Source organism: Clostridiales bacterium (genome assembly GCA_015243575.1).
GTDB lineage: Bacteria > Bacillota > Clostridia > Peptostreptococcales > Anaerovoracaceae > Anoxybacterium > Anoxybacterium hadale.
This window is the reverse complement of record CP042469.1, coordinates 4670621-4696154: the sequence shown is the minus strand read 5'-3', so window position 1 is coordinate 4696154 and position 25534 is coordinate 4670621. Positions and strand designations below refer to the sequence as shown.

General features: G+C 43.2%; 21 protein-coding genes and 2 rRNA genes. 7 read left to right on the top strand and 16 right to left on the bottom strand.

Annotated elements, in window-relative coordinates; genetic code table 11:
* Positions 1-238: 238 nt before the first annotated feature.
* On the bottom strand, positions 239-769 hold the full coding sequence (locus tag FRZ06_20580) for a spore maturation protein (protein ID QOX65579.1): 531 nt from the start codon (positions 767-769) through the stop codon (positions 239-241).
* Positions 766-1341: a spore maturation protein gene (locus FRZ06_20575; protein ID QOX65578.1), complete on the bottom strand. Its 576-nt coding sequence runs from the start codon at positions 1339-1341 to the stop codon at positions 766-768. Before FRZ06_20575 ends, FRZ06_20580 begins: the two co-directional genes overlap by 4 nt.
* 110 nt (positions 1342-1451) lie before the next feature.
* Between FRZ06_20575 and FRZ06_20570 the strand changes: the two genes are divergently transcribed.
* Positions 1452-1778, top strand: coding sequence for a hypothetical protein (locus FRZ06_20570; protein QOX65577.1), 327 nt, complete (start codon positions 1452-1454; stop codon positions 1776-1778).
* Between the two features lie 100 nt (positions 1779-1878).
* Positions 1879-2121: an AbrB/MazE/SpoVT family DNA-binding domain-containing protein gene (locus tag FRZ06_20565; GenBank protein ID QOX65576.1), complete on the top strand. Its 243-nt coding sequence runs from the start codon at positions 1879-1881 to the stop codon at positions 2119-2121.
* 146 nt (positions 2122-2267) lie between these two features.
* Here the strand turns inward: FRZ06_20565 and FRZ06_20560 are convergent, their stop codons facing one another.
* The 7 genes from FRZ06_20560 to FRZ06_20530 all read right to left on the bottom strand — a co-directional run bounded on the left by FRZ06_20560 (position 2268) and on the right by FRZ06_20530 (position 9351).
* On the bottom strand, positions 2268-3014 hold the full coding sequence (locus FRZ06_20560) for a tRNA1(Val) (adenine(37)-N6)-methyltransferase (GenBank protein ID QOX65575.1): 747 nt from the start codon (positions 3012-3014) through the stop codon (positions 2268-2270).
* The gene (locus FRZ06_20555; protein QOX65574.1) at positions 3011-3922 is read right to left on the bottom strand and encodes a stage 0 sporulation family protein; all 912 of its coding nucleotides are present in this window, start codon (positions 3920-3922) and stop codon (positions 3011-3013) included. Before FRZ06_20555 ends, FRZ06_20560 begins: the two co-directional genes overlap by 4 nt.
* 78 nt (positions 3923-4000) lie before the next feature.
* The gene (locus tag FRZ06_20550) at positions 4001-4867 is read right to left on the bottom strand and encodes a hypothetical protein (GenBank protein QOX65573.1); all 867 of its coding nucleotides are present in this window, start codon (positions 4865-4867) and stop codon (positions 4001-4003) included.
* A 4-nt stretch (positions 4868-4871) separates the two neighbouring features.
* Complete coding sequence (locus FRZ06_20545; protein ID QOX65572.1) at positions 4872-5489, bottom strand: dTMP kinase; 618 nt, start codon at positions 5487-5489, stop codon at positions 4872-4874.
* 329 nt (positions 5490-5818) lie between these two features.
* Positions 5819-6739, bottom strand: a complete 921-nt coding sequence (locus FRZ06_20540; GenBank protein QOX66027.1) for a sugar ABC transporter substrate-binding protein — start codon at positions 6737-6739, stop codon at positions 5819-5821.
* Between the two features lie 135 nt (positions 6740-6874).
* On the bottom strand, positions 6875-7849 hold the full coding sequence (locus FRZ06_20535; protein ID QOX65571.1) for an ABC transporter permease: 975 nt from the start codon (positions 7847-7849) through the stop codon (positions 6875-6877).
* Positions 7846-9351 carry a sugar ABC transporter ATP-binding protein gene (locus FRZ06_20530; GenBank protein ID QOX65570.1) on the bottom strand — a complete coding sequence of 502 codons (1506 nt, stop codon included), beginning with the start codon at positions 9349-9351 and terminating at the stop codon, positions 7846-7848. The genes FRZ06_20535 and FRZ06_20530 overlap by 4 nt, the downstream gene beginning before the upstream one ends.
* A gap of 489 nt (positions 9352-9840) precedes the next feature.
* On the opposite strand from FRZ06_20530, the gene FRZ06_20525 reads away from it, so the two are divergent.
* The 4 genes from FRZ06_20525 to FRZ06_20510 all read left to right on the top strand — a co-directional run bounded on the left by FRZ06_20525 (position 9841) and on the right by FRZ06_20510 (position 15367).
* A complete protein-coding gene (locus tag FRZ06_20525; protein ID QOX65569.1) occupies positions 9841-10674 on the top strand; it encodes a ketose-bisphosphate aldolase in 834 nt (277 codons plus the stop codon).
* Between the two features lie 109 nt (positions 10675-10783).
* Positions 10784-11803 (top strand): 5-dehydro-2-deoxygluconokinase, encoded by a 1020-nt coding sequence (gene iolC / locus FRZ06_20520; GenBank protein ID QOX65568.1) that lies wholly within the window; start codon positions 10784-10786, stop codon positions 11801-11803.
* A gap of 138 nt (positions 11804-11941) precedes the next feature.
* Positions 11942-13870: a 3D-(3,5/4)-trihydroxycyclohexane-1,2-dione acylhydrolase (decyclizing) gene (gene iolD, locus FRZ06_20515; protein ID QOX65567.1), complete on the top strand. Its 1929-nt coding sequence runs from the start codon at positions 11942-11944 to the stop codon at positions 13868-13870.
* A 261-nt stretch (positions 13871-14131) separates the two neighbouring features.
* Entirely contained in the window at positions 14132-15367 is a 1236-nt protein-coding gene (locus FRZ06_20510; protein QOX65566.1) for a multidrug effflux MFS transporter, read from the top strand.
* 73 nt (positions 15368-15440) lie between these two features.
* Here the strand turns inward: FRZ06_20510 and FRZ06_20505 are convergent, their stop codons facing one another.
* Positions 15441-16199: a DeoR/GlpR transcriptional regulator gene (locus tag FRZ06_20505; protein QOX65565.1), complete on the bottom strand. Its 759-nt coding sequence runs from the start codon at positions 16197-16199 to the stop codon at positions 15441-15443.
* Between the two features lie 238 nt (positions 16200-16437).
* The gene (locus tag FRZ06_20500; GenBank protein QOX65564.1) at positions 16438-16923 is read right to left on the bottom strand and encodes a metallophosphoesterase family protein; all 486 of its coding nucleotides are present in this window, start codon (positions 16921-16923) and stop codon (positions 16438-16440) included.
* A gap of 296 nt (positions 16924-17219) precedes the next feature.
* On the opposite strand from FRZ06_20500, the gene FRZ06_20495 reads away from it, so the two are divergent.
* Positions 17220-19364: a DNA topoisomerase III gene (locus FRZ06_20495; protein ID QOX65563.1), complete on the top strand. Its 2145-nt coding sequence runs from the start codon at positions 17220-17222 to the stop codon at positions 19362-19364.
* Positions 19365-19429: 65 nt separating this feature from the next.
* Here FRZ06_20495 and FRZ06_20490 read toward each other — a convergent pair whose 3' ends face one another.
* The 5 genes from FRZ06_20490 to FRZ06_20470 all read right to left on the bottom strand — a co-directional run bounded on the left by FRZ06_20490 (position 19430) and on the right by FRZ06_20470 (position 25294).
* A complete protein-coding gene (locus tag FRZ06_20490; GenBank protein ID QOX65562.1) occupies positions 19430-19978 on the bottom strand; it encodes an NUDIX domain-containing protein in 549 nt (182 codons plus the stop codon).
* Between the two features lie 10 nt (positions 19979-19988).
* On the bottom strand, positions 19989-20171 hold the full coding sequence (locus tag FRZ06_20485) for a hypothetical protein (protein QOX65561.1): 183 nt from the start codon (positions 20169-20171) through the stop codon (positions 19989-19991).
* Positions 20172-20304: 133 nt separating this feature from the next.
* On the bottom strand, positions 20305-21279 hold the full coding sequence (locus FRZ06_20480; GenBank protein ID QOX65560.1) for a hypothetical protein: 975 nt from the start codon (positions 21277-21279) through the stop codon (positions 20305-20307).
* A gap of 950 nt (positions 21280-22229) precedes the next feature.
* Positions 22230-22346: ribosomal RNA gene (rrf, locus tag FRZ06_20475) — 5S ribosomal RNA — on the bottom strand.
* 60 nt (positions 22347-22406) lie between these two features.
* A 23S ribosomal RNA gene (locus FRZ06_20470) occupies positions 22407-25294 on the bottom strand.
* Positions 25295-25534 lie beyond the last annotated feature (240 nt).

The following is a 25534-nucleotide window of genomic DNA, read 5'->3' as shown; positions in this document are numbered from 1 at the left end:
ATGATTTCCTAGTCCGTCTCTGAAAAGACACATAATAAAAGTGTGAGAATCGAGATCAGAAATTCTGACCCACATACTCCACACTTTCTCCAATTGAGGAACAGAGTTGAAATATTGAAGCAACGATCTGATATTATGATAAAAAGAAAGAAGTCTTCGTTTTATGCTAAAGGGGGACAAAAAACATATTTAATCAAGACTTCCTTCTCTCTTCTTTCAATTATCCCCTGCTGACAAATCAAATATACATGCAAGCCAAAAGTGAAGCAAAAATCCCGACAATGTAACCAATCATCCCTGCAGAGAAGGAATGCCTGATATTTTTGACTGAAGTAACACCGAAGTATACCGCCAGCACATAAAATATGGTCTCACAGCTGCCTACCATCACAGAAGCAGATCTGCCAACAAAGCTGTCCGGTCCATAATCAGTTATGATTCTTTCCACTAAAACAAGGGATCCGCTGCCCGATACCGGTCTGAGTAAAATGAGTGAAATCAGTTCTTTGGGGATTCCGATCAATTGAAAGAATGGCCCAAGGAGATCTTCCAAAAATTTCATAGCACCCGAACTTACGAGCGCTTCTATTCCGATAAAAATAGCTATGATAAACGGCAGCAACTCCATTGCCGTTTTTAGTCCTTCCTTCGCCCCGTCAATAAAAAGATCATAAACCGGCGCCCTTTTGTAAATACCGTAAAACACGACAATGGTTATGATTCCGGGGATAAAAAACAACGATACCTGACTGAGAACCGATGCAATCATATGCTCTTCCTCTCATAGAATTTACATACCAGGATAGATGCTGCCATGGATACAAGTCCCGCTAAGATACCAGGGATGATGATGCTTCCAGAGTTGATTGAGCCTGCTTCACTTCGCAGCTTTACAACAGTAATAGGAACCAGCTGAACCATAGACATATTGACAGCAATAAACATGCACATCGCATTGCTTGCACGTTCCCGTTTCTGGTTCTCCGCATCCAGCATCGACATCGCCCTGATGGAAAATACAGTAGCACTATTACCAGCTCCGAATAGATTTGCGGTAAAGCTCATCAAGATCATCGCGACAGTGTCTTTTTTGAGTCCCAGAGGGAACAGAAATCGGATAAAGGGTTTTGTTTTATTTGCCACAAAATCAATTAAGCCCGTTTCTTTGGCAATATTCATAATCCCCGACCAAACAGCCATGATGCCCGCAAGTCCGATGATAAAATAGACTCCGTCGGTGCAGCTTTTCATAAGTCCTTCACTGAACTCATTCAGCCTTCCGTTAATGACTGCAAACAAAATCCCTAAAACAAGCATCCCTGCCCAAATATAATTCATCATAGTCAGTGCCCCCTCATTGCAAGATAATATTATTCATATTCAACAGGGAAAAAAAGATGTTGAATATTTCCATTTCGTGGGTAATAATATATGCGAGGAGGGAAGGTGGAATGAATACTACAATTACCCTAGGCGACGCCGGATTGATATTTATTGGACTGGCTGTCTTCGTTCTATTGGTCTACTGCATTCAGTTCGTGAGGAATCTGATTCCAACTGTAAAAAATGTAAATAAAATATTAGAAGATGCACAGGTAATTTCTGGGATTGCTGCTGAAAACGCAAAAGAGGTGGATAAAATTATTGGCGATGTCTCTACCTCTGTGGACAGCATATCTAACATAATCAAAGGAAATCAAAGCGTTATCGCCGCATTGACCTCCCTGATCAACGCGCTGGGTTCTCTCAAGAACCTGCTTGTGAGGGATAAAAAATAGCGTTGACTAATTTTATCCAAAATGTTAATATAAGGTACGGCAATCTAGAGCTAGAATTATTTTGTTTGAGGAGAAGTTTATAAGGAAAGGGGAGATTGTAATGAAGGCTACAGGTATCGTTAGAAAAGTTGACGAGCTTGGCAGAATCGTGTTACCGATAGAGCTTAGAAGGACACTTGATATTGAAATTAAGGATCCGATTGAAATCTATGTTGATGGCGACTACATCCTGTTAAAAAAATATGAACCAGCTTGCATTTTCTGTGGCAACGCAAAAAATGTTAAGAGGATTCATGACAAGAATGTTTGTTCCGATTGTATTGACGAACTGCAAAAAATCTAAGCACATAGTCGGTTTACAAACGGCAAAAAATGGTAAATCGAGAAAACGGCAATGAACACAAAAGCAAGGCCTGCTGATCCTCAGCAGGCCTTTTCTATTATTCTGCCATTCTCTGGCTTGAACAGAGATTTCCGATTCAGACACGTTTAGATACGTTCATATCTTTTCAGAATTTCTTCTGTATAGTTCCCCTCTTCATCATATACAAACAGTGGATCCAAAAACTTAAGCTCAGGTCTTCCGTTCTTTACACAGTGGAGCAAAAGAATGTTGGGGGCGGCTGTTCTGTTAGGGCTTACAAACATAAGCTCCTTTGGCTCCAGCTTATTTTTACGGCTTAGGGTACAGATATCAACAAGGCGATTCGGACGATGTACCAGATAAAAATCTCCTCTATCCTTCAGCAGCAATGCTGCTTCTCTAATAAAATCCGCCAGCCCTGCCGTTGTTTCATGGCGTGCTATCGTTTTGGCTGCCATTTTGTTTTTCAGTCCGCCATTTCCGGAAACATAAGGTGGATTGGATAGAACCGTATCAAAACTGCCAGGGCTGAGTTTTTTATCTTTGGTAAGCAGCTTGATATCAGTATTGATGATACTTACCCGTTCAGACAAATCATTTAAGGAGATGTTTCTAAGCCCCCGTTCATAGGAATCCTTCTGGATCTCTACCCCAACCAATTCTGACGCCTCCGTTCTATGGCTTAGAATCAATGGAATTATTCCTGTCCCCGTCCCAAGATCCACTGCTCTTCCTCGCTTTTTTACCTGGGCAAAGGTTGCCAGCAGCACAGCATCAATCCCATAGCAAAAATCCTCAGGCTTTTGAATCAGCCTGAGGTTCCCAAATCCGATCTCGTCAATTCGTTCTCCGTCTTTTAATAATTCATTCACTCTTTCAACAAATCCTTAATTTCATCCAGCAGCGCATCATCAATGTCTTCCAGTATGTCTTTGTTATCCTTTGCATCAAGTCTCGTAATCTGCTGCTTTTTATAAGTGTAGACATCTGTGCTGAGTTTTTCAGGTTTGTCGGGGTTTTTTTCCTCTATCACAAGCCTTACCCGAATCTTGTTTTCCAGAATATTGGATTCGATAACCACACCAACTCCATCGCTGGTTTTAATCCGTTCTCCCACCTCAGGCATGCCTTTTCTCAGTTCGTAATAGATATCATTTTCATATTTCAAACAGCACATCAGTCTGCCGCAAATTCCGGAAATCTTTGTGGGGTTCAACGATAGGTTTTGTACCTTAGCCATCTTGATGGATACGGGTTCAAACTCTGGAAGCCAAGTGTGGCAGCAAAGCCCTTTTCCACAAGTGCCGATTCCGCCTACCATCTTTGCCTCATCCCGAACACCGATTTGGCGAAGTTCAATCCTCATTTTAAACACACCAGCCAAATCCTTGACCAGTTCTCTAAAGTCTACCCTGCCGTCAGCTGTAAAGTAGAAGATGATCTTGCTGTTGTCAAAAGTATACTCCACATCAATCAGTTTCATCTGCAGATTATGCTTATTAACCTTCTCCTGACAAAGTTCCAGCGCTCTTTGTTTTTTCTTTACATTTTCCTTATGCTGGTTCACGTCATTTTCATCTGCAATCCGAACAATTTTCTTCAGTGGTTGTACAATTTCACTTTCAGTGACTTCTTTGATGCCGGATGTAACCGTACCAAATTCCATTCCCCTGGCAGTTTCCACAATAACATGAGTACCTTCCTCAACCTGCAGATTGTCTGGATCAAAATAATATATCTTTCCGGCTCTTTTAAACCGGACCCCGGCTACCTTAACCATTCTTTATCCTCCTTTAGGATTACTCTATCTTTAAAATGTTTATTTCCATTTTCAAATCAAAAGATGAACTGTTGGGACCTATGAGCTTATTTTTAGAACCATATTTTTCAATGTATAACCGGTATTCAAATTTCTGTTCAAGTCACTGCGGGCTTCCTCAAGTGCAGCTACCGCCTTTTCAACATGTCCAAAAGGGCATAGCCTGCTCTTGTCTCGAATCTCATCAATCCTGTCCTGATACAATATAAGCTGTGAATTGGAATCATATCGGTAGACTGCAAGATCTCGATACCATGTCTCCATCGCATCCAAAAGTTCGTGTGCAAGTTCCCGGCTTGCTGTAAACTCGGAAAGTTTACCTGACATTTCATAAAAGGGTCTTCCTTCTAGAAGCATTCCTGCTATTAGTATTGCCCCTTCCAGTACATTCTTATATTCCTGAGGGATAAAAGTATTCAGTTTGAAGACAACACACCTTGATAGGATTGTCTGTACCAGATTTTCTATATTCTCAGACAGCAGAATGATCACTGTTCCAGGGGACGGTTCCTCCAGGGTTTTCAGCAGCCTGTTTTGCGCTCTCAGGGTCATCGTATCTGCATCCTTAACAATGACGATATTCCGGTCTCCGTCATATGGCTTTTTCCGGATTCTTCCCTGAAGCTCCTCGATGGCCTCATCCTTTATGCTGCTTCCATCGGCTTCCAGATAAATTACATCTTCATGATTGCCATGGCTGATTTTTCTGCAAGTCGTACAGCAGTCGCAGCCATCGCCGTCACCTTCTTTGCATAGAATGGCTTTGGCAAAGTTCTCAGCCAGTCCAAGCTTGTCTATGGAACGATCTCCTTCCAGCAGATAGGCATGTGAAATTGACCCATTCCTTACAGAACGTATCATCCGTTCAATAATGTTTTCATTTGTCTTAATATCTTTTAATCCCATAATTTCAGCCCAAAATACGCTCGATATGGCTTTTAATCTCGTTACTGATCTCGTCAATTCCTCTTGATGCGTCAATGCCTATAATTCGATCCGGATCATTCTTTTCCAGTTCTTCATAAGCCTGATACACTGCTCTATGATATTCCAGCTTCTCCATATCCAGACGATCTTGCGCATCGGGCCGGATTCTTCCTTTTCCGATTTCCGGATCTACTTTCAATAGGAATGTAATATCGGGAAAACAGCCGCCTACTGCGTATTCATTTATAATCCTTACACAATCGCCCAGTTTTCTTCCAAAACCCTGGTATACGATACTAGAATCGATAAAACGATCACAGATAACCGCTCTGCCTGATTCCAGTGCAGGTTTGATCACCTGCGCTACATGCTGTGCTCTGGAAGCCGCATACAAAAGCGCCTCTGTCATAGGATCCATTTCTGTATTGTTTCGATCCAGGATAATCTCCCGTATTTTTTCACTGATCGCAGTACCCCCAGGCTCTCTGGTTAAAACTGCATCATACCCTTTTTTTTCTACAAAGGATCTCAGCCTTTCAATCTGGGTCGTCTTACCTGATCCGTCTGGACCTTCGAAGGTTATAAACAGGCCTCTATTCATAAGTAATGTCTCCTACCTCTTTTTTTTCACGTATTCATCAAATAATTTCCCTACAAGCACAGCTGAAATATATAATAAAGGCACGCAAAGCATCGCTACAAATATAATCTTTAGTATTGTCACGTCTGTATCCTCCCCTGCAAAAGCCAAAACTAGTTAATAGACAGAACTATTATATCATATGTGCAAGCCGCATTTCCGGTTTTCTTCACACCGATACAACAAAGACATCCAGGGCAAAATTTACGATTTTTGTTTCATATCGGAATTTATTATAACACAAAAACCCGTCGAGTTCGACGGGTTTTTGTTAATTTGAAATTCAATTGTTACTTTAAGAATTGATCTACATTATCCTTTGTAATCAGCGTAAAATCAACAAGGATTTCAGCATCCACCGTTTCACCGCTGGCAATTGCAAAACAAGCTTTCATCGCTTCTGAACCCTGAGCAGTAGTGCTCTGAGATACTGTTGCAGCAAGTCTGCCGTCTTTTACAGCCTGCAGCGCATCTGGTGTGGCATCAAGGCCGTAAACTTTGATGGAATCCTGCAATTTTGCATCTTCGATGGCTTTCAGTGCTCCAAGAGCCATCCCGTCATTCTGTGCAACGATTGCCTTAAGATCCTTATTGGCCTGAAGCCAGTTTTCTACTAAGCTGAGAGCCTTTGCAGTGTCCCATTCAGCGGTGCTTTCAAATGCAACCTTGATATCGGGATTTTTAGAAAGAACTCTCTGATATCCTTCCAATCTTCCAAGCTGAGCATCAGAACCCATCGGTCCATATAAGAAGGCAACATTTCCGGCGCCGCCGATGTCCTCAGCAGCCTTTGTCATTTCCATCTCTCCGCCGTCTGCATTGGATACACCAACATAAGCATTCGCTGCAGAAGGATCACTGATCTGCTGATTTACAATTACGACCGTAACTCCGGCTTCTTTGGCCATTTTTACGCCAGGCAGGATTCCGTCAACGGAAACCGGCTCAATGATGATTCCATCAACACCCTGATTTACAGCTGTTTCGATTTGGCTGATCTGCTTCGCTACATCCTGCGCCGCATCATTAACGGTCAGTTCAACACCCAATTCAGCAGCCTGTGCTTTCACTGCATCAGACAGCTCAATGGTGAATGCGTTTGACATGTGTGTCATGAACAACGCAAACTTCTTCGGAGCATCTTTGCTTCCGCCTTCACTCTCTTCGTCAGTAACTTTTCCGGCACATCCTGCAAAAACAGCCATCACCATCATAAGTGCCATAAATACTGCAAGGAACTTTCTTGTTTTCATTTTCTCTTCCTCCTCATTTGAATAGCATCAATCGATGCTGGATTATTACAATGCACAAAGCCTCTAGGTTTTGCTGCATCAGTAACCATAAATTTACTCGTTTCTGCTCTTACCTCTAATATCAACCAGAACTGCGATTGCTATGATTGCTCCTTTGATCACCATCTGATAGTTGGATGAAACGTTAAGAATATCAAGTCCGTTTGCAAGGACCGCAAGCAGCAATGCTCCAATGAGTGTGCCATACCATTTACCGGCGCCACCGGACATGCTGACTCCTCCGATGATGACAGCTGCGATAGCATCCAGCTCATAGCTCTGCCCTGCAGTAGGAGACCCAGAAATGGTCCGAGATGCAAGCAATACGCCTGCGAACCCCGCAAGTACACCAGAAATCGCATAGACAGACAATCTCATCCTTTTTACGTTGATTCCAGATACCTTTGCCGCAACTTCATTTCCGCCGATGGTATAAATACGACGTCCAAATACGGTTTTAGTCAGGATAAACCCGCTGAACAATATAATAAGTAGAAAGTATACCGCTAATATAGGGACTATGGTTCCAGGAATGAACCCACTGGCAATTCCGTTAAAGGTATCGGAAAGGTTATAAACAGGAGAACCTCCGCTTGCAATGAGTGCAACGCCTCTGACCGCTGTCATTGTGGCCAGCGTGATGATAAAAGGCGGAATTCCTCCAAAAGCAACACCGATTCCATTGAGCAAACCGACTGCCAGACCCACCAAAATTCCCATCAAAATCGGGATTATTACAGGATACGTATCAGGATGAGCAAAATGAGCCGCCATAACGCCAGCCAAAGCTACAGTAGATCCAACAGAAAGATCAATTCCATCAGACAAAATAACAAACATCATGCCGCAGGCTAGTATTCCGTTGATGGATGCCTGCTTAACAATGCCGATGAGATTTTTTGGCTGTGCAAATGCATCGGGAGAAATGATCATTAATACGGCTACTATTGCAACAAATGCAATCAAGATACCAAACTCTCTTACATTATTTTTCCACCTTGTTTTTTCAGTTCCAAGTCTTTCACTCATGCTCTTTTTCCTCCTCTTGCAGATGCATAATTCATAATGGCTTCCTGGGTAAATGCTTCTCTTTTCAGTTCCCCTGCAATGGAACCTTCACACATGACCAGAATCCTATCACTGATTCCCATAACCTCCGGCATTTCAGAAGATATCACGATGACTGCCTTTCCTTGTTTTGCCAGTTCGCCAATCAAAAGATAAATATCCCGTTTCGCACCCACATCAATTCCTCTTGTAGGTTCATCAAAGATAATAATTTCCGGCTCACTGAGCAGCCATTTTGCTAAAACTACCTTCTGCTGGTTTCCACCACTGAGAGAAACCACTGGCGTCTTGCGTGAAAAAGTCTTGATCTTCAGCGACTTCATATATTTCTCGGCAGCTTCCGCTTCCTTCTTTTTATCAATAATCCCGTTTTTAGAGAGCTTCCCAAGGGAAACCAAAGAGATATTCTGTTCCACCGTGGTTTTCAGGTTTAGTCCGGTCTGCTTCCGATCCTCCGTAATCATTGCCATCTTGCGGGCAATGGCTTCCTTTGGATGGCGAATTGAAGTTTCCTTGCCATGGATCAATATACTTCCGGAAGTGCTTGGACGAATTCCGAAGATCGTCTCTGCAAGTTCGCTTCTTCCCGAACCGACCAAACCAGCAATCCCAAGAACCTCCCCACTTTTTAAATAGAAACTGATGTCTTTGACCCTTTTGCCGCTGTTTAGATTTTTAACTTCAAGAACAACATCCTTAACTTCAGTTTCTTCTTTCGGATAGACCTCCTTGATTTCTCTTCCCACCATCATTGAGATCAGTTTATCAGGATCAAGATCAGCGCTCCTGCCGGTCCCGGCAAGCGTTCCATCCCGCAGCACAGTGATCGAGTCGGATATTTTAAATATTTCATCCATTTTGTGTGAAATATAGATAATTGCAACGCCCTGCTCTTTTAATCTTTTAATCTGCTGGAATAGAACCTGAACTTCCTTGTCTGTAATCGCTGAGGTAGGCTCATCCATAATTACTATTCTGGAATTCAGCGAAATTGCTTTTACAATTTCCACAAGCTGCATTTCGGCAACACTCAGAAATCTTGTAATTGTCCTCGGGTTGATACCGATATCCATGCTCTGCAAGAGATTTCCAGCCTCTTTACGCATTCCAGCCCTGTCCACCAGTTTGATAGGACCAGACGTTTTTAGTTCTCTTCCGATAAAAATGTTTTCGGAAACTTCCATATCCAAAACCGGGTTTAGTTCCTGGTGAATCATAGAGATGCCTTTTGCAATGGCATCTTTGGGTCCGCCAACCGTCACCGGCTCACCATTTATGGAGATTTGCCCAGAATCCGCTTTGTAAATTCCCATCAGAATTTTCATTAAAGTTGATTTACCGGCTCCGTTTTCTCCCATCAGAGCGTGAACCTCTCCCGCCCTTATTCGCAGCGAAACTTTATCCAGTACTTTAACGCCCGAGAATGATTTGCAGATATCGTTCATTTCCAATATATATTCCATTCTCTTTCTCCCTTCCCCTTTCCAGTAAATCGTTTTTTTCGTCCTTGTGTCAATAATAATAGCATTTCATTTTCGTTATATCAACATAATTTTTTTAACTAATTTGCCTTTTTTTCATAGCTTTATGCATATGAAGACGAATGAGATCAGACCATGCATTTCGATTATATCATTATTGGGTTTTTTCCATTACTAAATTGATCAAAAGTTATTTTTTTAACTAATTTGCTTCAGGCTGCAGTCTTGCTAACCTTCCTCATCAGTAGAACAAAATCAATAAAATAGTATGAATTGCCTGATGTGATTCAATTCATACTATTTGATATGAAGAACTCAAGCAGAATGAAATACATCCACTACTTTTATTAAAATATCTATTGTTCTTTTCTGGACTTCATGCTAAAATATACCCAAAACATAATCAAATATCACTACAACATAACAATAATTTACATATCTATTATTTCAACGGTTTCAGGAGGTATCACAATGCCGCTTTGTAATATGAAGTCTCTGCTAAAAGAGGCGGAGCAAAAGAAAAAGGCCGTTGGCGCATTTAATGTGGGCAATATGGAGATGATAATCGCAGTCGTCAAGGCTGCAGAGGATCTCAATTTTCCTGTCATTATGCAGGTGGCTGAAAAACGTTTGACTCACTCACCTCTTGATTTGATGGGTCCCATGATGGTGAATGCAGCCAAAAGAGCTAAGGTTGACATTGCAGTTCATTTCGATCACGGAGTGTCCTTTGAAAACATACAGAAAGCTCTTGACTGCGGCTTTACGTCTGTTATGTTTGATGGCTCTTTGTACGCTCTGGAGGAAAATATTAAAAAAACCAGTGAAGTGGTCTCCATGGCATCCAAGTACGGAGCTGATGTGGAAGGCGAAATCGGTGTAGTAGGCGGAAACGAAGGCGGAAATGTAAACCATACAATATGCTACACGGATCCGACTGACGCTCTAACCTTTTCCAAACGCGCCAAGCTGACCGCTTTAGCCATCGCCATAGGTAATGCACATGGGAACTACACCGTTGCTCCTGACCTCCGATTTGACATTTTGGAAAAGACAGCCAAGCTGGTAGATCTGCCGATTGTGCTCCATGGGGGAACAGGGCTTACGGAAGAAGATTTTAAAACGGCTATCCGACTTGGAATCAGGAAGGTAAATATTGCAACTTCCTGCTACGATGCCCTTACAGCATCAGCCCAGTCCTATTTCATCAAGGATGGACACCATGATTTCTTCGGTCTAAATGAAGCAATGATAGAGGGCTTTTACGAAAAAGTGAAGCAGCATATTCATATTTTTAATGACTAGTATAATTAAATTAACCAGGAATTAAACATGTTTGAATTATGATTTCTTTGAGTCCGCCGTCAATCATCTAAACTGATTGGGCGGGTTACGAATGATAAGGAGTGGGAGTATGAAGTACGTTAACTTTGATTCTAAGAGGCCAATGGATCTTGTATTACTTGGAAGAATCGCTATAGATTTTAATCCTGTCGATTATTTCAAAACATTGACAGAAAGCACCACATTCAGAAAATATCTTGGTGGTTCCCCTGCGAATATTGCGGTGGGGATGGCAAGACTGGGAAAACGCATCGGCTTTTTCGCCAGAGTATCCGATGATCGTTTCGGAGATTTTGTCGTTGAATATTTCGAGAATGAAGGAATTGACGTTTCTCGGATTAAAAGATGCGTCAACGGAGAAAAACTTGGTCTGACCTTTACAGAAATTCTCAATGAAAGTGAAAGCAGCATTCTAATGTATCGAAACGATATCGCAGATCTTCAGCTGGACGTTTCCGACATCGATGAAGCATATATTAAAAACAGTAAAGCGCTCCTGCTTTCAGGCACAGCACTGGCAGAAAGCCCATCGAGAGAAGCTGCTCTGCGGGCACTTTCCCTAGCGAAGAAGACCAATACACCTGTTATTTTTGATATTGACTACAGAGAATACAACTGGAGAAGCAAGGATGAAATTTCAATCTACTATTCCATCGTTGCAAGACAAAGTGATATAATCCTTGGTTCCAGGGAAGAATATGATTTGACGGAACGGCTCATCGAACCAGGCAGAAATGATGCAGAAACAGCAGCCTATTGGCACGGTCAAGGTGCAAAGGTTGTCGTAATCAAGCATGGTAAAGCCGGCTCCACAGCATATACCAATGATGGTGAAAAATATTCCATCAAGCCGTTTCCTGTCAAAGCACTGAAATCCTTCGGCGGCGGAGATGGATATGCCGCAGCTTTCCTGTTTGGTTTGCTGGAAGGCCTCCCAATGCAGGATTGTCTTGAGCTGGGAAGCGCTTCTGCTTCACTGCTGGTTGCAAGCCATGCCTGCTCCGAGGACATGCCGACTCTAGATGTAATCAAAGAGTTTATCGTAAAATCAAAACAAGAACACGGCGATATGGTTGCAAAAGCAGATTAATTTATTTTGATCCTAAGGTTGAAATATTAATTACAGATCCTTCCGTCTGATACTTCAGGCGCAGGTTAGCAAAGATGCAGAGCAATCTTAATAGCCGGTTAAATATAAAGCAATACAATAAATGAGAGGTAAATATCCATGAACACAACCAAGATGACCATGGGGCAAGCCCTGGTGAAATTTTTAGACAATCAGTATGTCAGCATGGACGGTGTTGAAACCAAGTTTGTTGAAGGTGTATTCACCATTTTCGGACATGGTATCGTCTGCGGACTAGGGCAGGCTCTGGATGAAAATCCAGGACAGCTGAGAGTATATCAAGGCCGAAATGAGCAGGGTATGGCACATGTGGCTTCAGGCTTTGCAAAGCAGAATAACCGCAGAAAGATCATTGCCTGTGCGTCCTCCATCGGTCCTGGCGCAGCAAACATGGTAACCGCTGCGGCGACAGCTACCGTAAACAATATTCCATTGCTTCTCCTACCGGGAGACGTATTCGCCACAAGACAGCCTGATCCCGTGCTTCAGCAGATCGAGCAGCCTACAAGCCTGTCCATCTCCACAAATGACGCGTTCAAACCCGTTACGAAATATTGGGATCGTGTTAACAGACCGGAGCAGCTGATGAGTGCAATGATCAACGCTATGAGAGTACTTACAGACCCCGCTGAAACCGGTGCGGTTTGTGTTGCAATTCCTCAGGATGTTCAGGGTGAAAGCTTTGAGTATCCCGATTATTTCTTTGAAAAACGTGTGCATAAAATCACAAGGCCTACACCTGTTGCTGAGGAACTGGAAGAAGTAATCGAAGCAATTCTAAGCAGCAAACGCCCCATCGTGATTTGCGGCGGCGGTGTTAGATATTCAGAAGCTGGAAAAGCCCTTGAAGAATTCTGTGAGGCATTCCATGTACCTTTTGGTGAAACTCAAGCTGGAAAGAGCGCTTGTAAATCAAGCTCTCCTTATTGTCTGGGCGGTATTGGTGTAACTGGAAATCTTGCAGCAAATACCCTTGCCGAGACTGCAGATCTTGTCATCGCAGTAGGAACAAGGCTTTCTGACTTCACAACTGGATCAAAGTCACTCTTCCAGAATCCAGACGTAAAATTTGTATCCATTAATGCTTCCAGATTCCATGCTTATAAGGCTGACAGCATTAAGGCCGTCGGAGATGCAAAAGCAGCACTGACCGCTTTGACAGTTGCTCTGAAAGAAAAGGGTTATAAGTCTACCTATCAGAATGAAATCAAAGAAATGAGAGCCGCTTGGAATCACCAGATGGAATTCTTTGCAAAATATGCTTATGATGATAACTTTAAGCCAATCGTTGAAGCCAGAGATCCAAGAACCGTTGAGGAATTTGTTGAGCTCACCGGCGGAACCATCACTCAGACTTCAGCACTCTGCCTGATCAGAAAGATGATTCCCGAAGATTCCATCGTTGTTGGCGCTTCCGGAAGTCTGCCAGGCTGCCTGCAGAGAATGTGGACCACAGATACAAGATATTCTTATCACATGGAATACGGGTATTCCTGCATGGGCTATGAGGTAGCTGCATCTCTGGGTGCGAAAATTGCTTCTCCTAACCAGGAAGTATATGCAATGACAGGAGACGGAAGCTATCTGATGCTTCATACCGAGCTCGTCACATCGCTGCAAGAAGGCAAAAAGATCAACGTACTTCTCTTTGATAACTGCGGATTTGGCTGTATCAACAACCTGCAGATGTCAAACGGTATCGGAAGCCTTGCTACAGAATTTAGATATCGTACAGAAGATCAGGGGCTGAGCGGTGGTCTGATTCCGATTGACTTTGCAAAATCTGCTGAAGGATATGGAGTGAAGACATACAGTGTCAGAACCCTTGCAGAGCTGAAGGCTGCCCTAGAGGATTCCAAAAAGCAGACCGTATCAACTCTGATTGATATCAAAGTTCTTCCAAAGACAATGACAGAGGGATACAAATCATGGTGGCATGTGGGTATCGCAAGCACTTCTGAGAAGGAAGGCGTAAACACTGCTTACCAGAACAAAGAAGCTAATCTGAAAAAGGCGAGAATGTATTAAACATCTTCTGATATGCTCTTGCCGATATTTGAAATAAAATAGTTAACCAAAGAGAGACTGAAGTTGCCATCAGTCTCTCTTTGGTTTTTTGCAATCAGGATTACAGTCTTTGCATATGCTTTTTCGGGCATTCGCCCGGTATGCAAAATAAAACTGAACAAGCAGTGACTTGCCCTTTCAGGAAAAAAATGTTATACTGGATTTTAAATTCTGAGAGACTCCTTCGTTCTCGCTGTAATATATATAGAAAGGATTTCAATAATGAATCAGACGGAATTACCCTCTTATCGCGAATTTCAGAAATATCTGGGCAAGAAAGGACTGATTGCCTATATCGTTCTGATGAATATGTTCATCCCCCTATCTACAGACCTTTATCTGCCATCGCTGCCGACAATGAACACTTACTTTGGCAGCAGCTCTGCCATTACCAATCTGACACTGAGCGCTTTTTTTATCTGCTATGCCGTCGGAATTTTGTTTTGGGGACCAATGAGCGATAAATACGGAAGAAAACCGATCATATTGATTGGCAGCACTCTTTATATCGTCAGCAGCATTGCCTGCGCTCTTTCAACGAATATCTACTTTTTGGTTTTTGCGCGAATTTTCCAAGGGATCGGCTCTGGCGGAATTACTGCTTCCTCAGTGGCAATGGTAAAGGACTGTTATTCAGGGAAAAAAAGGGAAGGTGTTCTTGCCGTTGTTCAGACGCTTGCAGGCCTTGCTCCTATGCTGGCACCAGTTCTAGGAGCCATACTACTTAAGGTCGTAAACTGGCAAGGTACATTCTGGACTCTTGCTGGCATCGGGATCTTGAATTTAACTCTCACGATACTCTATCAGGAGACCTTGCAGAAAGAGGATCGCTTTACAGGCACTCTAATCGGCTCTATGGGGCGATTGATCCATGTATCAAGGAACAAAAGCTTTATTATTCCTGTGCTGATCTTCTCTTTGGTTTCCATCCCATTCATGGGATACATTGCGGTATCCTCGTATATCTACGTTGAATATTTTGGTCTAAGTGAGCAGGATTATAGCTATTTCTTTGCGTTTAATGCCTTAATATCTCTGCTGGGCCCTACCATTTATATCAAGTTCCTTCGAAATGTTGATAAAAAGCTCTTTAGCAGTTTATGTTTCGGAATTGCTGCCATCGGCGGGGTCATCATGATGACTGCGGGCAGGCTCTCACCGTTTTTCTTTCTGTTCTCTACCGTCATCATGTCCTTATCCTGCACCATGCTCAGGCCTTTCAGCACCAATTTGCTTTTTAATCAGCAACAGGGGGATACTGGCTCGGCGTCCTCTATCATCAGTACCACTTGGATGGTACTTGGAAGTGTTGGAATGTCACTTGCTTCCCTTCCCTGGGGAGATGGGATATTGGGGCTAGCTGTGCTGGTCACCGCACTCTCGTCTGCCTCATTGGCTGCGTGGTGGTGGTTTAACCAATCAGACATTCCATGTGTTGGATTGAAAGATTATACTTAGAATAGGAAGACGCTGCTCCTTAGGGAGCAGCGTCTTTTTACACTCATTAACTAGAAAGTTTTTATTCCGCACCTTACCGTGCAATGATTAAATCCATACCATGATCTGTCATGAAATCATGGATGTCCTGCGGCGGATGTCCATCGGTTATAATGCCGGTCAGCTTATCCAGTGTACAGTACGTCATGATTGCAACAAGGTTAAACTTGTCTTCACTGGTCAGCAGGTAAACCGAATTGCTCCGTTTGACTGCGGTGGATTTAATATCATACTCTTTTGTAGACGAATTGGTAACACCACCATTGATAGAAACTCCTGCGGAGGCCATAAATGCCTTTGAAATGTTATAGCTTTTCAAAACAGCAGAAGCCGTATCCCCTGTAAAGGACAGTGTATTTCTGTCGAGCTCTCCTGAGAGGGAGATCAGCTTAATGTTCTCATAAGGAATCACACGAATCATTACTTCCAGGTTATTTGTAATAATCGTCAGATTCTTCTTTTCCTTAATAAAATCGATCATATGGATTGTGGTAGTTCCTGAATCGATGAAAATTACGTCGCTGTCCTCAACCAGCTCTGCTGCCTTAGCCGCAATTTTTTTCTTAGCATCAAGGTTACTGATGTTTCTTTCGCTAAAGGGCAACAAATCCTTATTATCCTTTACCGTAATGCCACCATAAATCTTCTTAAAATTTCCGCCTGAGATAATTTCCTTTAAATCCCGACGAATCGTGTTCTTAGAGACATCGAAGACTCTGCAAAGCTGGTCCAGTGTGACCGTTTTATTCTCATAAATATAATCTTCAATATCACTGATTCTTTTAGATCTCATAAACAACTCCTTTGAAACATTCATGTTTCGTAAACATATTTATTTTTTTATCAAATGAACTCGTCGAAACGTATTCTTATTTATACGTTATATTATATACAACTTATCCACATAAATCAAATAAATTTAACCATCACTTTACAAGGAATTATCCATAAGAAAAAACAGATTTTAAGCAGGACCCATAATAAGAGACCGCCAAGCAAGCTTGACGATCGAAAGGCCCTTGGGGCTACAATCAAAAAAAGTAATGCCTTGCCTTAATCTCTGTATCAAGTTCCAATATTCCGAAGGAATAGAATCTATTGCGCCTTTTATCCGTTGGGGAGCCCGGATTAAACATTAGGATTCTTTCTCTGAATTCGCACAATGGAATGTGACTGTGTCCAAATAGAATGCAATCCACATCATCTCCGGCAAATGCTCGGAATGCACGGTCTGCTGTTTTGCCTGACGTTCCGTGCCCATGAACAATTCCGATGAGAAATCCTCCCAGATTGATCAACTTCTTCGTTCCTAGCTCTTGCTTTAGCTGCTCTGGGTCTGCATTACCCGAAACAGCTGTAACAGGGGCCAGCGTCCCAAGCTCGTCCAGCACAGATTGACTTATGATATCTCCTAAATGGATAATATGGTCCACCTGCCCAAATGCTGTTATTAGCTCCTCCGGTAGTCTCTTAGACTTGCTTGGTATATGAGTATCTGACAAAACTCCCACTCTCATACTTTCATCCCCTTTTTTTCTAGTATCAACCAATTACGCAGCATCACTAAATCATTTCGCTGCCAGCCTCTTAATTCTGGCTTCGCATGGAATCCTATTATTCGAACTCTATACCTTAATATACCATATTTTCTGGATTGCTGAGCATCTGAAAAGAAACTTGATTCAATATGATATTAAAACTTAATATTGAGTGGCTCTCGCAATTAATATGGTATAATAATTACAGAAATCCAACAATTATGAAAGTGTTTTGCCTGTTAACGGGGGGGATTGGATCCAAGAAGGGAGAAAAAATGGGAAAGGTACTAGTATTAGCAGAAAAACCATCAGTTGGTCGTGAGCTGGCTCGGGTTTTAGGCTGCTCCAACGCAAAAGAAGGCCACATCGTCGGCCCAAAATATATTGTAACCTGGTCGCTTGGACATCTGGTTACGTTAGCAGATCCGGAGTACTATGGCGATCAATACAAAAAATGGTCGCTTGATACGCTTCCGATGATGCCAAAGAAGATGGATCTGGTAGTCATCAAGGAGACTGGAAAGCAATTCAATGTTGTCCGAAATTTAATGAAAAATCCCGAAATTACAGAGTTGATTATCGCAACCGATGCTGGACGAGAAGGAGAACTTGTTGCGCGCTGGATTATTCAAAAGGCTGGCTTTCACAAGCCCATCAAGAGACTCTGGATTTCGTCACAGACGGATAAAAGCATCAGAGATGGTTTTGATCATTTAAAGCCAGCTGCGGAGTATGATAATCTTTATCATTCCGCTCAGAGCAGAGCAGAGGCTGACTGGCTTGTAGGATTAAATGTAACAAGAGCTCTTACCTGTAAATACAATGCACAATTATCTGCCGGACGGGTTCAGACACCAACTTTAGCTATGATCGTGAAAAGAGAGGAAGAAATCAAGCGATTTATCCCAAAGGACTATTTCTGTATCCATTCAGATCTCAATGGATTCAAGGCCCAGTGGAGTGATAAAAAAAGTGGTCAGACTCGGATTTCAGAAGAAGATAAGGCAAAGTCTTTGGTTGGCAAGCTGAGCGGCAAGGATGGCATCATCACGGATATAAAAAAGGATGCCAAACGGGAAGCACCGCCCTTATTATATGATTTAACCGAATTGCAGCGTGATGCTAATATAAGCTTCGGTTTCTCCGCCAAACAAACCCTAAATCTGATGCAGCGGCTTTATGAGGAGCATAAGGTTCTTACCTACCCCAGAACAGACTCTCGTTATATCACCAGTGACATCGTCCCTACACTCAAGGACCGTCTGCGCGCGGTCTCTTCTGGCGAATTCAATGCAGCAGCTTCTGCCATTATCAAGTCTGGCATCAAAACATCAAAGAGAATTGTGGATGATACAAAAGTAACTGACCATCATGCCATTATTCCGACAGAAGAATACGTGAGATTCATGGATTTGTCTTCAGATGAGCGTAAAATCTATGACCTTGTGGTGAAGCGTTTTCTTGCAGTATTTAGTCCTGATTCTGAATATATGCAAACAACTGTGAAGATTGAGATAGAAAATGAGATATTCACCGCGAAGGGAAAAATCATTCAGCAGATTGGTTGGAAAAGTATCTACGGTGCCAGCCATGGTGATTTGGATGAGTCTTCCGATGATCTGGAGGTAAAGAGCCAGAGCTTGCCTGAATTAAAGCAGGGCCAAAAGCTTCGCGTACTGGCCATCAAGCTGACGACCGGAAAGACCAAGCCACCGGCGAGATATACAGAAGCAACGCTCCTCTCTGCAATGGAGCATCATAATTTGGGAACTCCCGCCACAAGAGCAGATATTATCGAAAAAATGTTTACTGCAAACTCCTGTGAGCGCAGAGGGAAAGATATTTTCCCAATGAGCAAGGGCGTTCAACTTATCAATTTGGTACCGGAAGAATTGAAATCTCCTGAACTGACAGAAAAGTGGGAAAAGCGCTTAACTTCCATCAGCAAAGGCCAGGAAAAAAGTGCTCCCTTCATCTCCGAAATGAAAGAATTTGCATCTCTCATTGTCAGCAGAGTCATCGCCAGCGAAGGTAATTATCGCCATGACAACATGACGAGAACCCGTTGCCCCCTGTGCGACAAATTTCTCCTAGAGGTAAATGGCAAGAAAGGAAAAATGCTGGTATGTCAGGATCGGGAATGCGGCTACAAACAAAGCCTGTCTTACGTAAGTAATGCTCGCTGCCCTCAATGCCATAAAAAACTCAATGTAATCGGCGAGGGAGATAAGAGAATTTACTCCTGCCCCTGCGGATTTAGAGAAAAGTTTGATCGCTTCAATCAGCAGCTTGCAGAAAACAGAAATAAAATGGGCAAACGAGAGCTGCAGGAATACATGAAAAAACAAGAAAAAAGTCAACCGCAAGAATCTGCATTTGCCCTCGCCTGGGCGAAACTTCAGGAAGAAAAGAAACACTGATCGAATTCGATATAAAAAAACCCCTTCTTATGACAAAGTAAGAAGGGGTTTTCTACGCTTATCGTCTATTTGCTATGTATTGATGAGATCATCTCTAATTCCTCAATCCAGATGCAGTGTGGTACAGTCCCGCTTTTCACCATATTAATGCACTGGTCCAGATCCATCCACTGTACTGCTTCAATTTCTGCTTCTTGTATAATCAATGCTGATGCTTTTATGTTTCTCCGTAATGCATATATATTGCTTACCTGGTTGTCCCAAAATTCATGTCCATGAAACCATTGTCTGAATTCAAACCGGCGTTGTCCGCAGTAAATCAGTTCTTTCGGTTTTGCTATGATTCCAAGCTCTTCTTCTAATTCCCGCAGTGCAGATTCAAGAAATTCATCTCCTGCAGGGATATGGCCTGCACTAGAGATATCATAACAACCGGGAAAGGAATCTTTATTTACGCTCCTTCTCTGAAGCAGTACCTGAGTCTTCCCCTTTATTTTTCGCATAACCCATACATGAGATGTTCTGTGAAGGATTCCTTGTCTATGAGCAATCTCTCTTTCTACGGTCTTCCCTGTTGGGTTTCCTTTTTCGTCTACAATATCAAGCAACTCCATGTTGTAAATCTTACTCCTTGTTTTTGAGAACATGCTTAATCACAAGCTCAAGGGCAATGGCTATAACCAGAATAGCAATCATCAAATTTGAGAAAGCAGATCGGCTGATTACTCCTTGATAAGCTAAAATTCCAAGCACTATAATGATGACTGCTGCTATGTTTTTTATATAGTACCGAGTTTTTTTCTTCAAATTGTATCCCTCCATCCTTATCGACTAAGGATGCTTTTACCTGTCGATGGATTTCTCTTTCTTAGTTTCTCTAAGATTGACGGTATATTTCATTTTATCACAATTAAGGAAAATATGTTAGAAGAAAATGTACTTATGCGAAGCCGACGATTTCAATTCCTGCCAGCTGACTCCATCCCTCATAGATCAGTCTACGGTCTCTGCTTTGGAGCGTTATCTGAACGGTACCTGTAAGCCCTTCCTTTATCGCGTCTTGCATCATACCATTCCGAGGAGAAATAAGCTTCCCTCCCCGATTTATGCTAGCTTCAACCTTTAATTCAGCTTTCTTGTTCGTTAATAAAAGTGCAACGCCTCTATTGTCTACATTTTTTATTAGAAGCTTGCTCTTATTATAGGTTGCAAATCGATATTCATCAGTTCCGATCACAATATTACATATGAAGCCTAAGAAACTGGATCCCATAAAAGGTATATTCGCAATGGAACAAAATAAGCTAACCCCCTTGCTTTTAAATTGATTACACTGAATCCAGATATATTTTTTAGGGAATGAGGTTCCCCAGTCTTTTTCAAGATACCCACTCCCTCCATCAAAGTTGATTTCTCGCCCGTCGACCTTCAAAGTTCCATATACCTTATGGTTCATACTCATGACACCATGATAGCACTCCATCTTAGGAAAATACGCGAAATAACCCATAATATTAGGCATTAATAATGAGGTTCGAATCGTAGTTAAATCGTCTAATATCAATGTTCCTTCAATGCTTGAATTTTCACCATTCAGCCGAACAGAAACAACAGACTCGGTAAAATAATTGTCGGCAATTTTAACGATAAAAGGGTCATCTTTGTATGAGAATTCACATAAAGGATAATTGAAGTATGATGTATTCACAATTTGATTACCACCTTTATCAGTGCTCATATATATTGATTGAACAAAACAATGGTCATCGCGCCCAGCAATACTAATCCCAGGAATTAATGCCACAACCGATTTCCCGTCTTTTGAGCCTTGCTTATAATACCAACCTTCGAAATATTCTCGCTTCCTGCCTTTACCCTGAAACAATATGGGTTTTTTAATATGATGCAATGCCATCTTAAAATCCGAGCCCTCTTTCGCGTGTTAAATTTTTTATTGTAATTCTGATAGGTGATAGCCTTAATGTTAATTATATACTTTATTATCGAGTTTATTATTTCCTGACGTCATCTATCATTTATTAGTATTGACACAAAAGCGAATTATGTAATCCAAAGGCGAATGTTTTACTTGGAATACTGAATTTGCAATGTGGCTAAAGCCACGTAAAACCGACAACGTTTCGAACTTCGTTCCCCACTCCAACTCGAGAACGGATCTACCTTTTATCCATTTGATCCGTTCCCTCCCTGCTGTCCCGTTTTACATTAAAAAAAGAAGCTACCTAAGTAACTTCTTTTTTTGCAAAACCGGCAACGTTCAGCACTACGTGCCTCTCTCCGACTCGCTTCGCTCGCATGCTGTCCCGTTTTGCATTAAAAAAAGAAGCTACCTAAGTAACTTCTTTTTTTGCAAAACCGGCAACGTCCTACTTTCCCAGGCAACGTGTCGAACTCCGTTCTCCACTCCGACTCATGAACGGAAACTCCCACGTCGTTTTTTCCGTTCTTTCGTTCGCTGTCCTGTTTTACACTGCAGCTAAAGCTGCGTAAAATACGCACCTGCCCCGCCACTTGGCGGTCAGCAAGTTACTTAGGAAAGTAGTATGTTGAATCTCAAGACATAGAAAAAAGACACTCCGAATGGAATGTCTTTTTTCTAAAAACCGGCGACGTCCTACTTTCCCAGGCAACGTGTCGAACTCCGTTCTCCACTCCGACTCATGAACGGAAACTCCCACGTCGTTTTTTCCGTTCTTTCGTTCGCTGTCCTGTTTTACACTGCGGCTAAAGCCACGTAAAACAGGCACCTGCTCCGCCCATTGGCGGGCAGCTTCGACTGAAATAATAAAATGTCTCTGAATAAATTAAAAAATACACCCCAAATCGGAGTGTATTTTTTAATACAACCGGCGACGTCCTACTTTCCCAGGCAGCTGCCCGCCAAGTATCATCAGCGCTGAAGAGCTTAACTACTGTGTTCGAGATGGGAACAGGTGTGACCTCTTCGCTATAGTCACCGGATATTGAAGGTATCATGTACCCTCAAAACCGAACAATGTCAAAATATTTTACCTTGAAATCAATGGTCAAGCGTTCGACCTATTAGTATCGGTCAGCTGAATGCATTGCTGCACTTACACCTCCGACCTATCAACGTGATAGTCTCTCACGGGTCTTACCATTTCTGGAGGAAATCTATTCTTGTGGGGGGCTTCGCACTTAGATGCTTTCAGCGCTTATCCCGTCCATACATAGCTACCCAGCCGTGCTCTTGGCAGAACAACTGGTGCACCAGAGGTATGTCCATCCCGGTCCTCTCGTACTAAGGACAGCTCCACTCAAATTTCCAACGCCCACAGCGGATAGGGACCGAACTGTCTCACGACGTTCTGAACCCAGCTCGCGTACCTCTTTAATGGGCGAACAGCCCAACCCTTGGGACCTACTTCAGCCCCAGGATGAGACGAGCCGACATCGAGGTGCCAAACACCCCGTCGATGTGGACTCTTGGGGGTATAAGCCTGTTATCCCCGGGTAGCTTTTATCCGTTGAGCGATGGCCCTTCCACTCGGAACCACCGGATCACTAAGCCCGACTTTCGTCCCTGCTCGACCTGTATGTCTCGCAGTCAAGCTCCCTTCTGCCTTTACACTCTTCGCGCGATTTCCGACCGCGCTGAGGGAACCTTTGGGCGCCTCCGTTACTCTTTAGGAGGCGACCGCCCCAGTCAAACTGCCCACCTGACACTGTCCTGACGCTGGATAACAGCGCACAGTTAGAATTTCAACGTTACAAGAGTGGTATCCCAACGGTGACTCCACCAAAACTGGCGTCCTGGTTTCATAGTCTCCCACCTATCCTGTACATGCAACGCCGAAATCCAATATCAAGCTACAGTAAAGCTCCACGGGGTCTTTCCGTCCTCTGCGGGTAACCGGCATCTTTACCGGTACTACAATTTCACCGAGTCTATTGTTGAGACAGTGCCCAGATCGTTACGCCTTTCGTGCGGGTCGGAACTTACCCGACAAGGAATTTCGCTACCTTAGGACCGTTATAGTTACGGCCGCCGTTTACTGGGGCTTAAGTTCATGCCTTCGATTGCTCTAAGCAGTCCCTTAACCTTCCAGCACCGGGCAGGCGTCAGCCCCTATACATCAGCTTTCGCTTTAGCAGAGACCTGTGTTTTGGTAAACAGTCGCCTGGGCCTTTTCACTGCGGCCAGCTTGCGCTGGCACCCTTCTCCGAAGTTACGGGGTTATTTTGCCGAGTTCCTTAACAATAGTTCTCTCGCTCACCTTAGGATTCTCTCCTCATCTACCTGTGTCGGTTTGCGGTACGGGCACCTACGATCTCGCTAGCGGCTTTTCTCGACAGTGTGAAATCAGCTGCTTCGGTACTTTAATTTCCTCCCATAACGCCTCAGAATTGATCCGGCGGATTTGCCTACCAGATCTCCCTTGACGCTTAGACGCGCTCAACCAACGGCGCGCTCAGCTTATCCTTCTGTGTCCCCACATCGCTCAAACGATTTTCGGTGGTACTGGAATCTCAACCAGTTGTCCATCGCCTACGACCTTCGTCCTCGGCTTAGGTCCCGACTTACCCTGAGTGGACGAACCTTCCTCAGGAAACCTTAGATTTTCGGTGGGCAGGATTCTCACCTGCCTTACGCTACTCATGCCAACATTCTCTCTCGTATGCAGTCCACCATACCTTACGATACAGCTTCTACCCGCATACGATGCTCCTCTACCAATGATTCGTTAGAATCATTCCAAAGCTTCGGTAGTAAGTTTTAGCCCCGTTTATCTTCGGCGCAGAGCCACTCGACTAGTGAGCTATTACGCACTCTTTAAATGAGTGGCTGCTTCTAAGCCAACATCCTAGTTGTCTATGCAGCTCCACATCCTTTTCCACTTAACTTACATTTTGGGACCTTAGCTGTTGGTCTGGGCTGTTTCCCTTTCGACTATGAAACTTATCTCACACAGTCTGACTCCCAGTAAACAATATCTCGGCATTCGGAGTTTGATAGTTTTCGGTAACCGGTGAAGGCCCCTAGAACATTCAGTGCTCTACCTCCGAGTATCTTTGACTGAGGCTAGCCCTAAAGCTATTTCGAGGAGAACCAGCTATATCCGGGTTCGATTGGAATTTCACCGCTATCCACACGTCATCCCAGCCTTTTTCAACAGACATGAGTTCGGTCCTCCATATCCTTTTACGGATACTTCAACCTGCACATGGATAGGTCACCCGGTTTCGGGTCTACAGCATGCAACTTGACGCCCTATTCAGACTCGCTTTCGCTTCGGCTCCGGTGCTCCAGCACCTTAACCTTGCTACATACCATAACTCGTTGGCCCGTTCTACAAAAAGTACAAGGTCACTTGCGCTCCCTTTGCTTGTAAGCATAAGGTTTCAGGTTCTATTTCACTCCCCTCCCGGGGTTCTTTTCACCTTTCCCTCACGGTACTATTCTCTATCGGTCACTAGGTAGTATTTAGCCTTGGGGGGTGGGCCCCCCTGCTTCCCACCAGGTTTCACGTGCCTGGTGGTACTCTGGTGCCACTCTATGATTAGTCCATTTCGCCTACGGGGCTTTTACCCTCTACGGCCGAACTTTCCAGTTCGCTTCGACTATGAACGCTTCACGTTATGAGTGGTCCACAACCCCGGATAAATCCGGTTTGGGCTCTTCCCCGTTCGCTCGCCGCTACTTAGGGAATCGATGTTTCTTTCTCTTCCTCCGGGTACTTAGATGTTTCAGTTCCCCGGGTTACCTCCTCTGTACCTATGAATTCAGTACAGGGTACTTGCGCATTACCACAAGTGAGTTTCCTCATTCGGAAATCTGCGGATTGACGGATGTTTGCTCCTGCCCGCAGCTTATCGCAGCTTGCCACGTCCTTCTTCGGCTCCTAGTGCCAAGGCATTCACCTTATGCTCTTATTCACTTGACCAAAAGTGATTTGCTGTCTGCGTTAGACAGCGTTGGTTTACTTTGTTAATTAACTCAGTAATTTTTCTGGTTTCTCGGTTCAAATTATTGAAATTGTAGTTAAAACCCTTTACAGTCTCTTTCGATCCGTTAAGATCTAGAAAAGACTTTACTTAGTTTTTAACTTTTGCTGTGTATTTCTACACAACCTCGATTTCGTTGTTAATTCGAAATATATTTTGCATTGTTCAGTTTTCAAGGTACA

Bases quoted from the DNA above. Each gene is read 5' to 3' on its own strand.
- FRZ06_20580 (QOX65579.1), bottom strand. From the start codon at position 769: ATGATTGCATCGGTTCTCAGTCAGGTATCGTTGTTTTTTATCCCCGGA.
- FRZ06_20575 (QOX65578.1), bottom strand. From the start codon at position 1,341: ATGATGAATTATATTTGGGCAGGGATGCTTGTTTTAGGGATTTTGTTT.
- FRZ06_20570 (QOX65577.1), top strand. From the start codon at position 1,452: ATGAATACTACAATTACCCTAGGCGACGCCGGATTGATATTTATTGGA.
- FRZ06_20565 (QOX65576.1), top strand. From the start codon at position 1,879: ATGAAGGCTACAGGTATCGTTAGAAAAGTTGACGAGCTTGGCAGAATC.
- FRZ06_20555 (QOX65574.1), bottom strand. From the start codon at position 3,922: ATGGTTAAGGTAGCCGGGGTCCGGTTTAAAAGAGCCGGAAAGATATAT.
- FRZ06_20550 (QOX65573.1), bottom strand. From the start codon at position 4,867: ATGGGATTAAAAGATATTAAGACAAATGAAAACATTATTGAACGGATG.
- FRZ06_20545 (QOX65572.1), bottom strand. From the start codon at position 5,489: ATGAATAGAGGCCTGTTTATAACCTTCGAAGGTCCAGACGGATCAGGT.
- FRZ06_20540 (QOX66027.1), bottom strand. From the start codon at position 6,739: ATGGTGATGGCTGTTTTTGCAGGATGTGCCGGAAAAGTTACTGACGAA.
- FRZ06_20535 (QOX65571.1), bottom strand. From the start codon at position 7,849: ATGAGTGAAAGACTTGGAACTGAAAAAACAAGGTGGAAAAATAATGTA.
- FRZ06_20530 (QOX65570.1), bottom strand. From the start codon at position 9,351: ATGGAATATATATTGGAAATGAACGATATCTGCAAATCATTCTCGGGC.
- FRZ06_20525 (QOX65569.1), top strand. From the start codon at position 9,841: ATGCCGCTTTGTAATATGAAGTCTCTGCTAAAAGAGGCGGAGCAAAAG.
- iolC (QOX65568.1), top strand. From the start codon at position 10,784: ATGAAGTACGTTAACTTTGATTCTAAGAGGCCAATGGATCTTGTATTA.
- iolD (QOX65567.1), top strand. From the start codon at position 11,942: ATGAACACAACCAAGATGACCATGGGGCAAGCCCTGGTGAAATTTTTA.
- FRZ06_20510 (QOX65566.1), top strand. From the start codon at position 14,132: ATGAATCAGACGGAATTACCCTCTTATCGCGAATTTCAGAAATATCTG.
- FRZ06_20505 (QOX65565.1), bottom strand. From the start codon at position 16,199: ATGAGATCTAAAAGAATCAGTGATATTGAAGATTATATTTATGAGAAT.
- FRZ06_20500 (QOX65564.1), bottom strand. From the start codon at position 16,923: ATGAGAGTGGGAGTTTTGTCAGATACTCATATACCAAGCAAGTCTAAG.
- FRZ06_20495 (QOX65563.1), top strand. From the start codon at position 17,220: ATGGGAAAGGTACTAGTATTAGCAGAAAAACCATCAGTTGGTCGTGAG.
- FRZ06_20490 (QOX65562.1), bottom strand. From the start codon at position 19,978: ATGGAGTTGCTTGATATTGTAGACGAAAAAGGAAACCCAACAGGGAAG.
- FRZ06_20480 (QOX65560.1), bottom strand. From the start codon at position 21,279: ATGGCATTGCATCATATTAAAAAACCCATATTGTTTCAGGGTAAAGGC.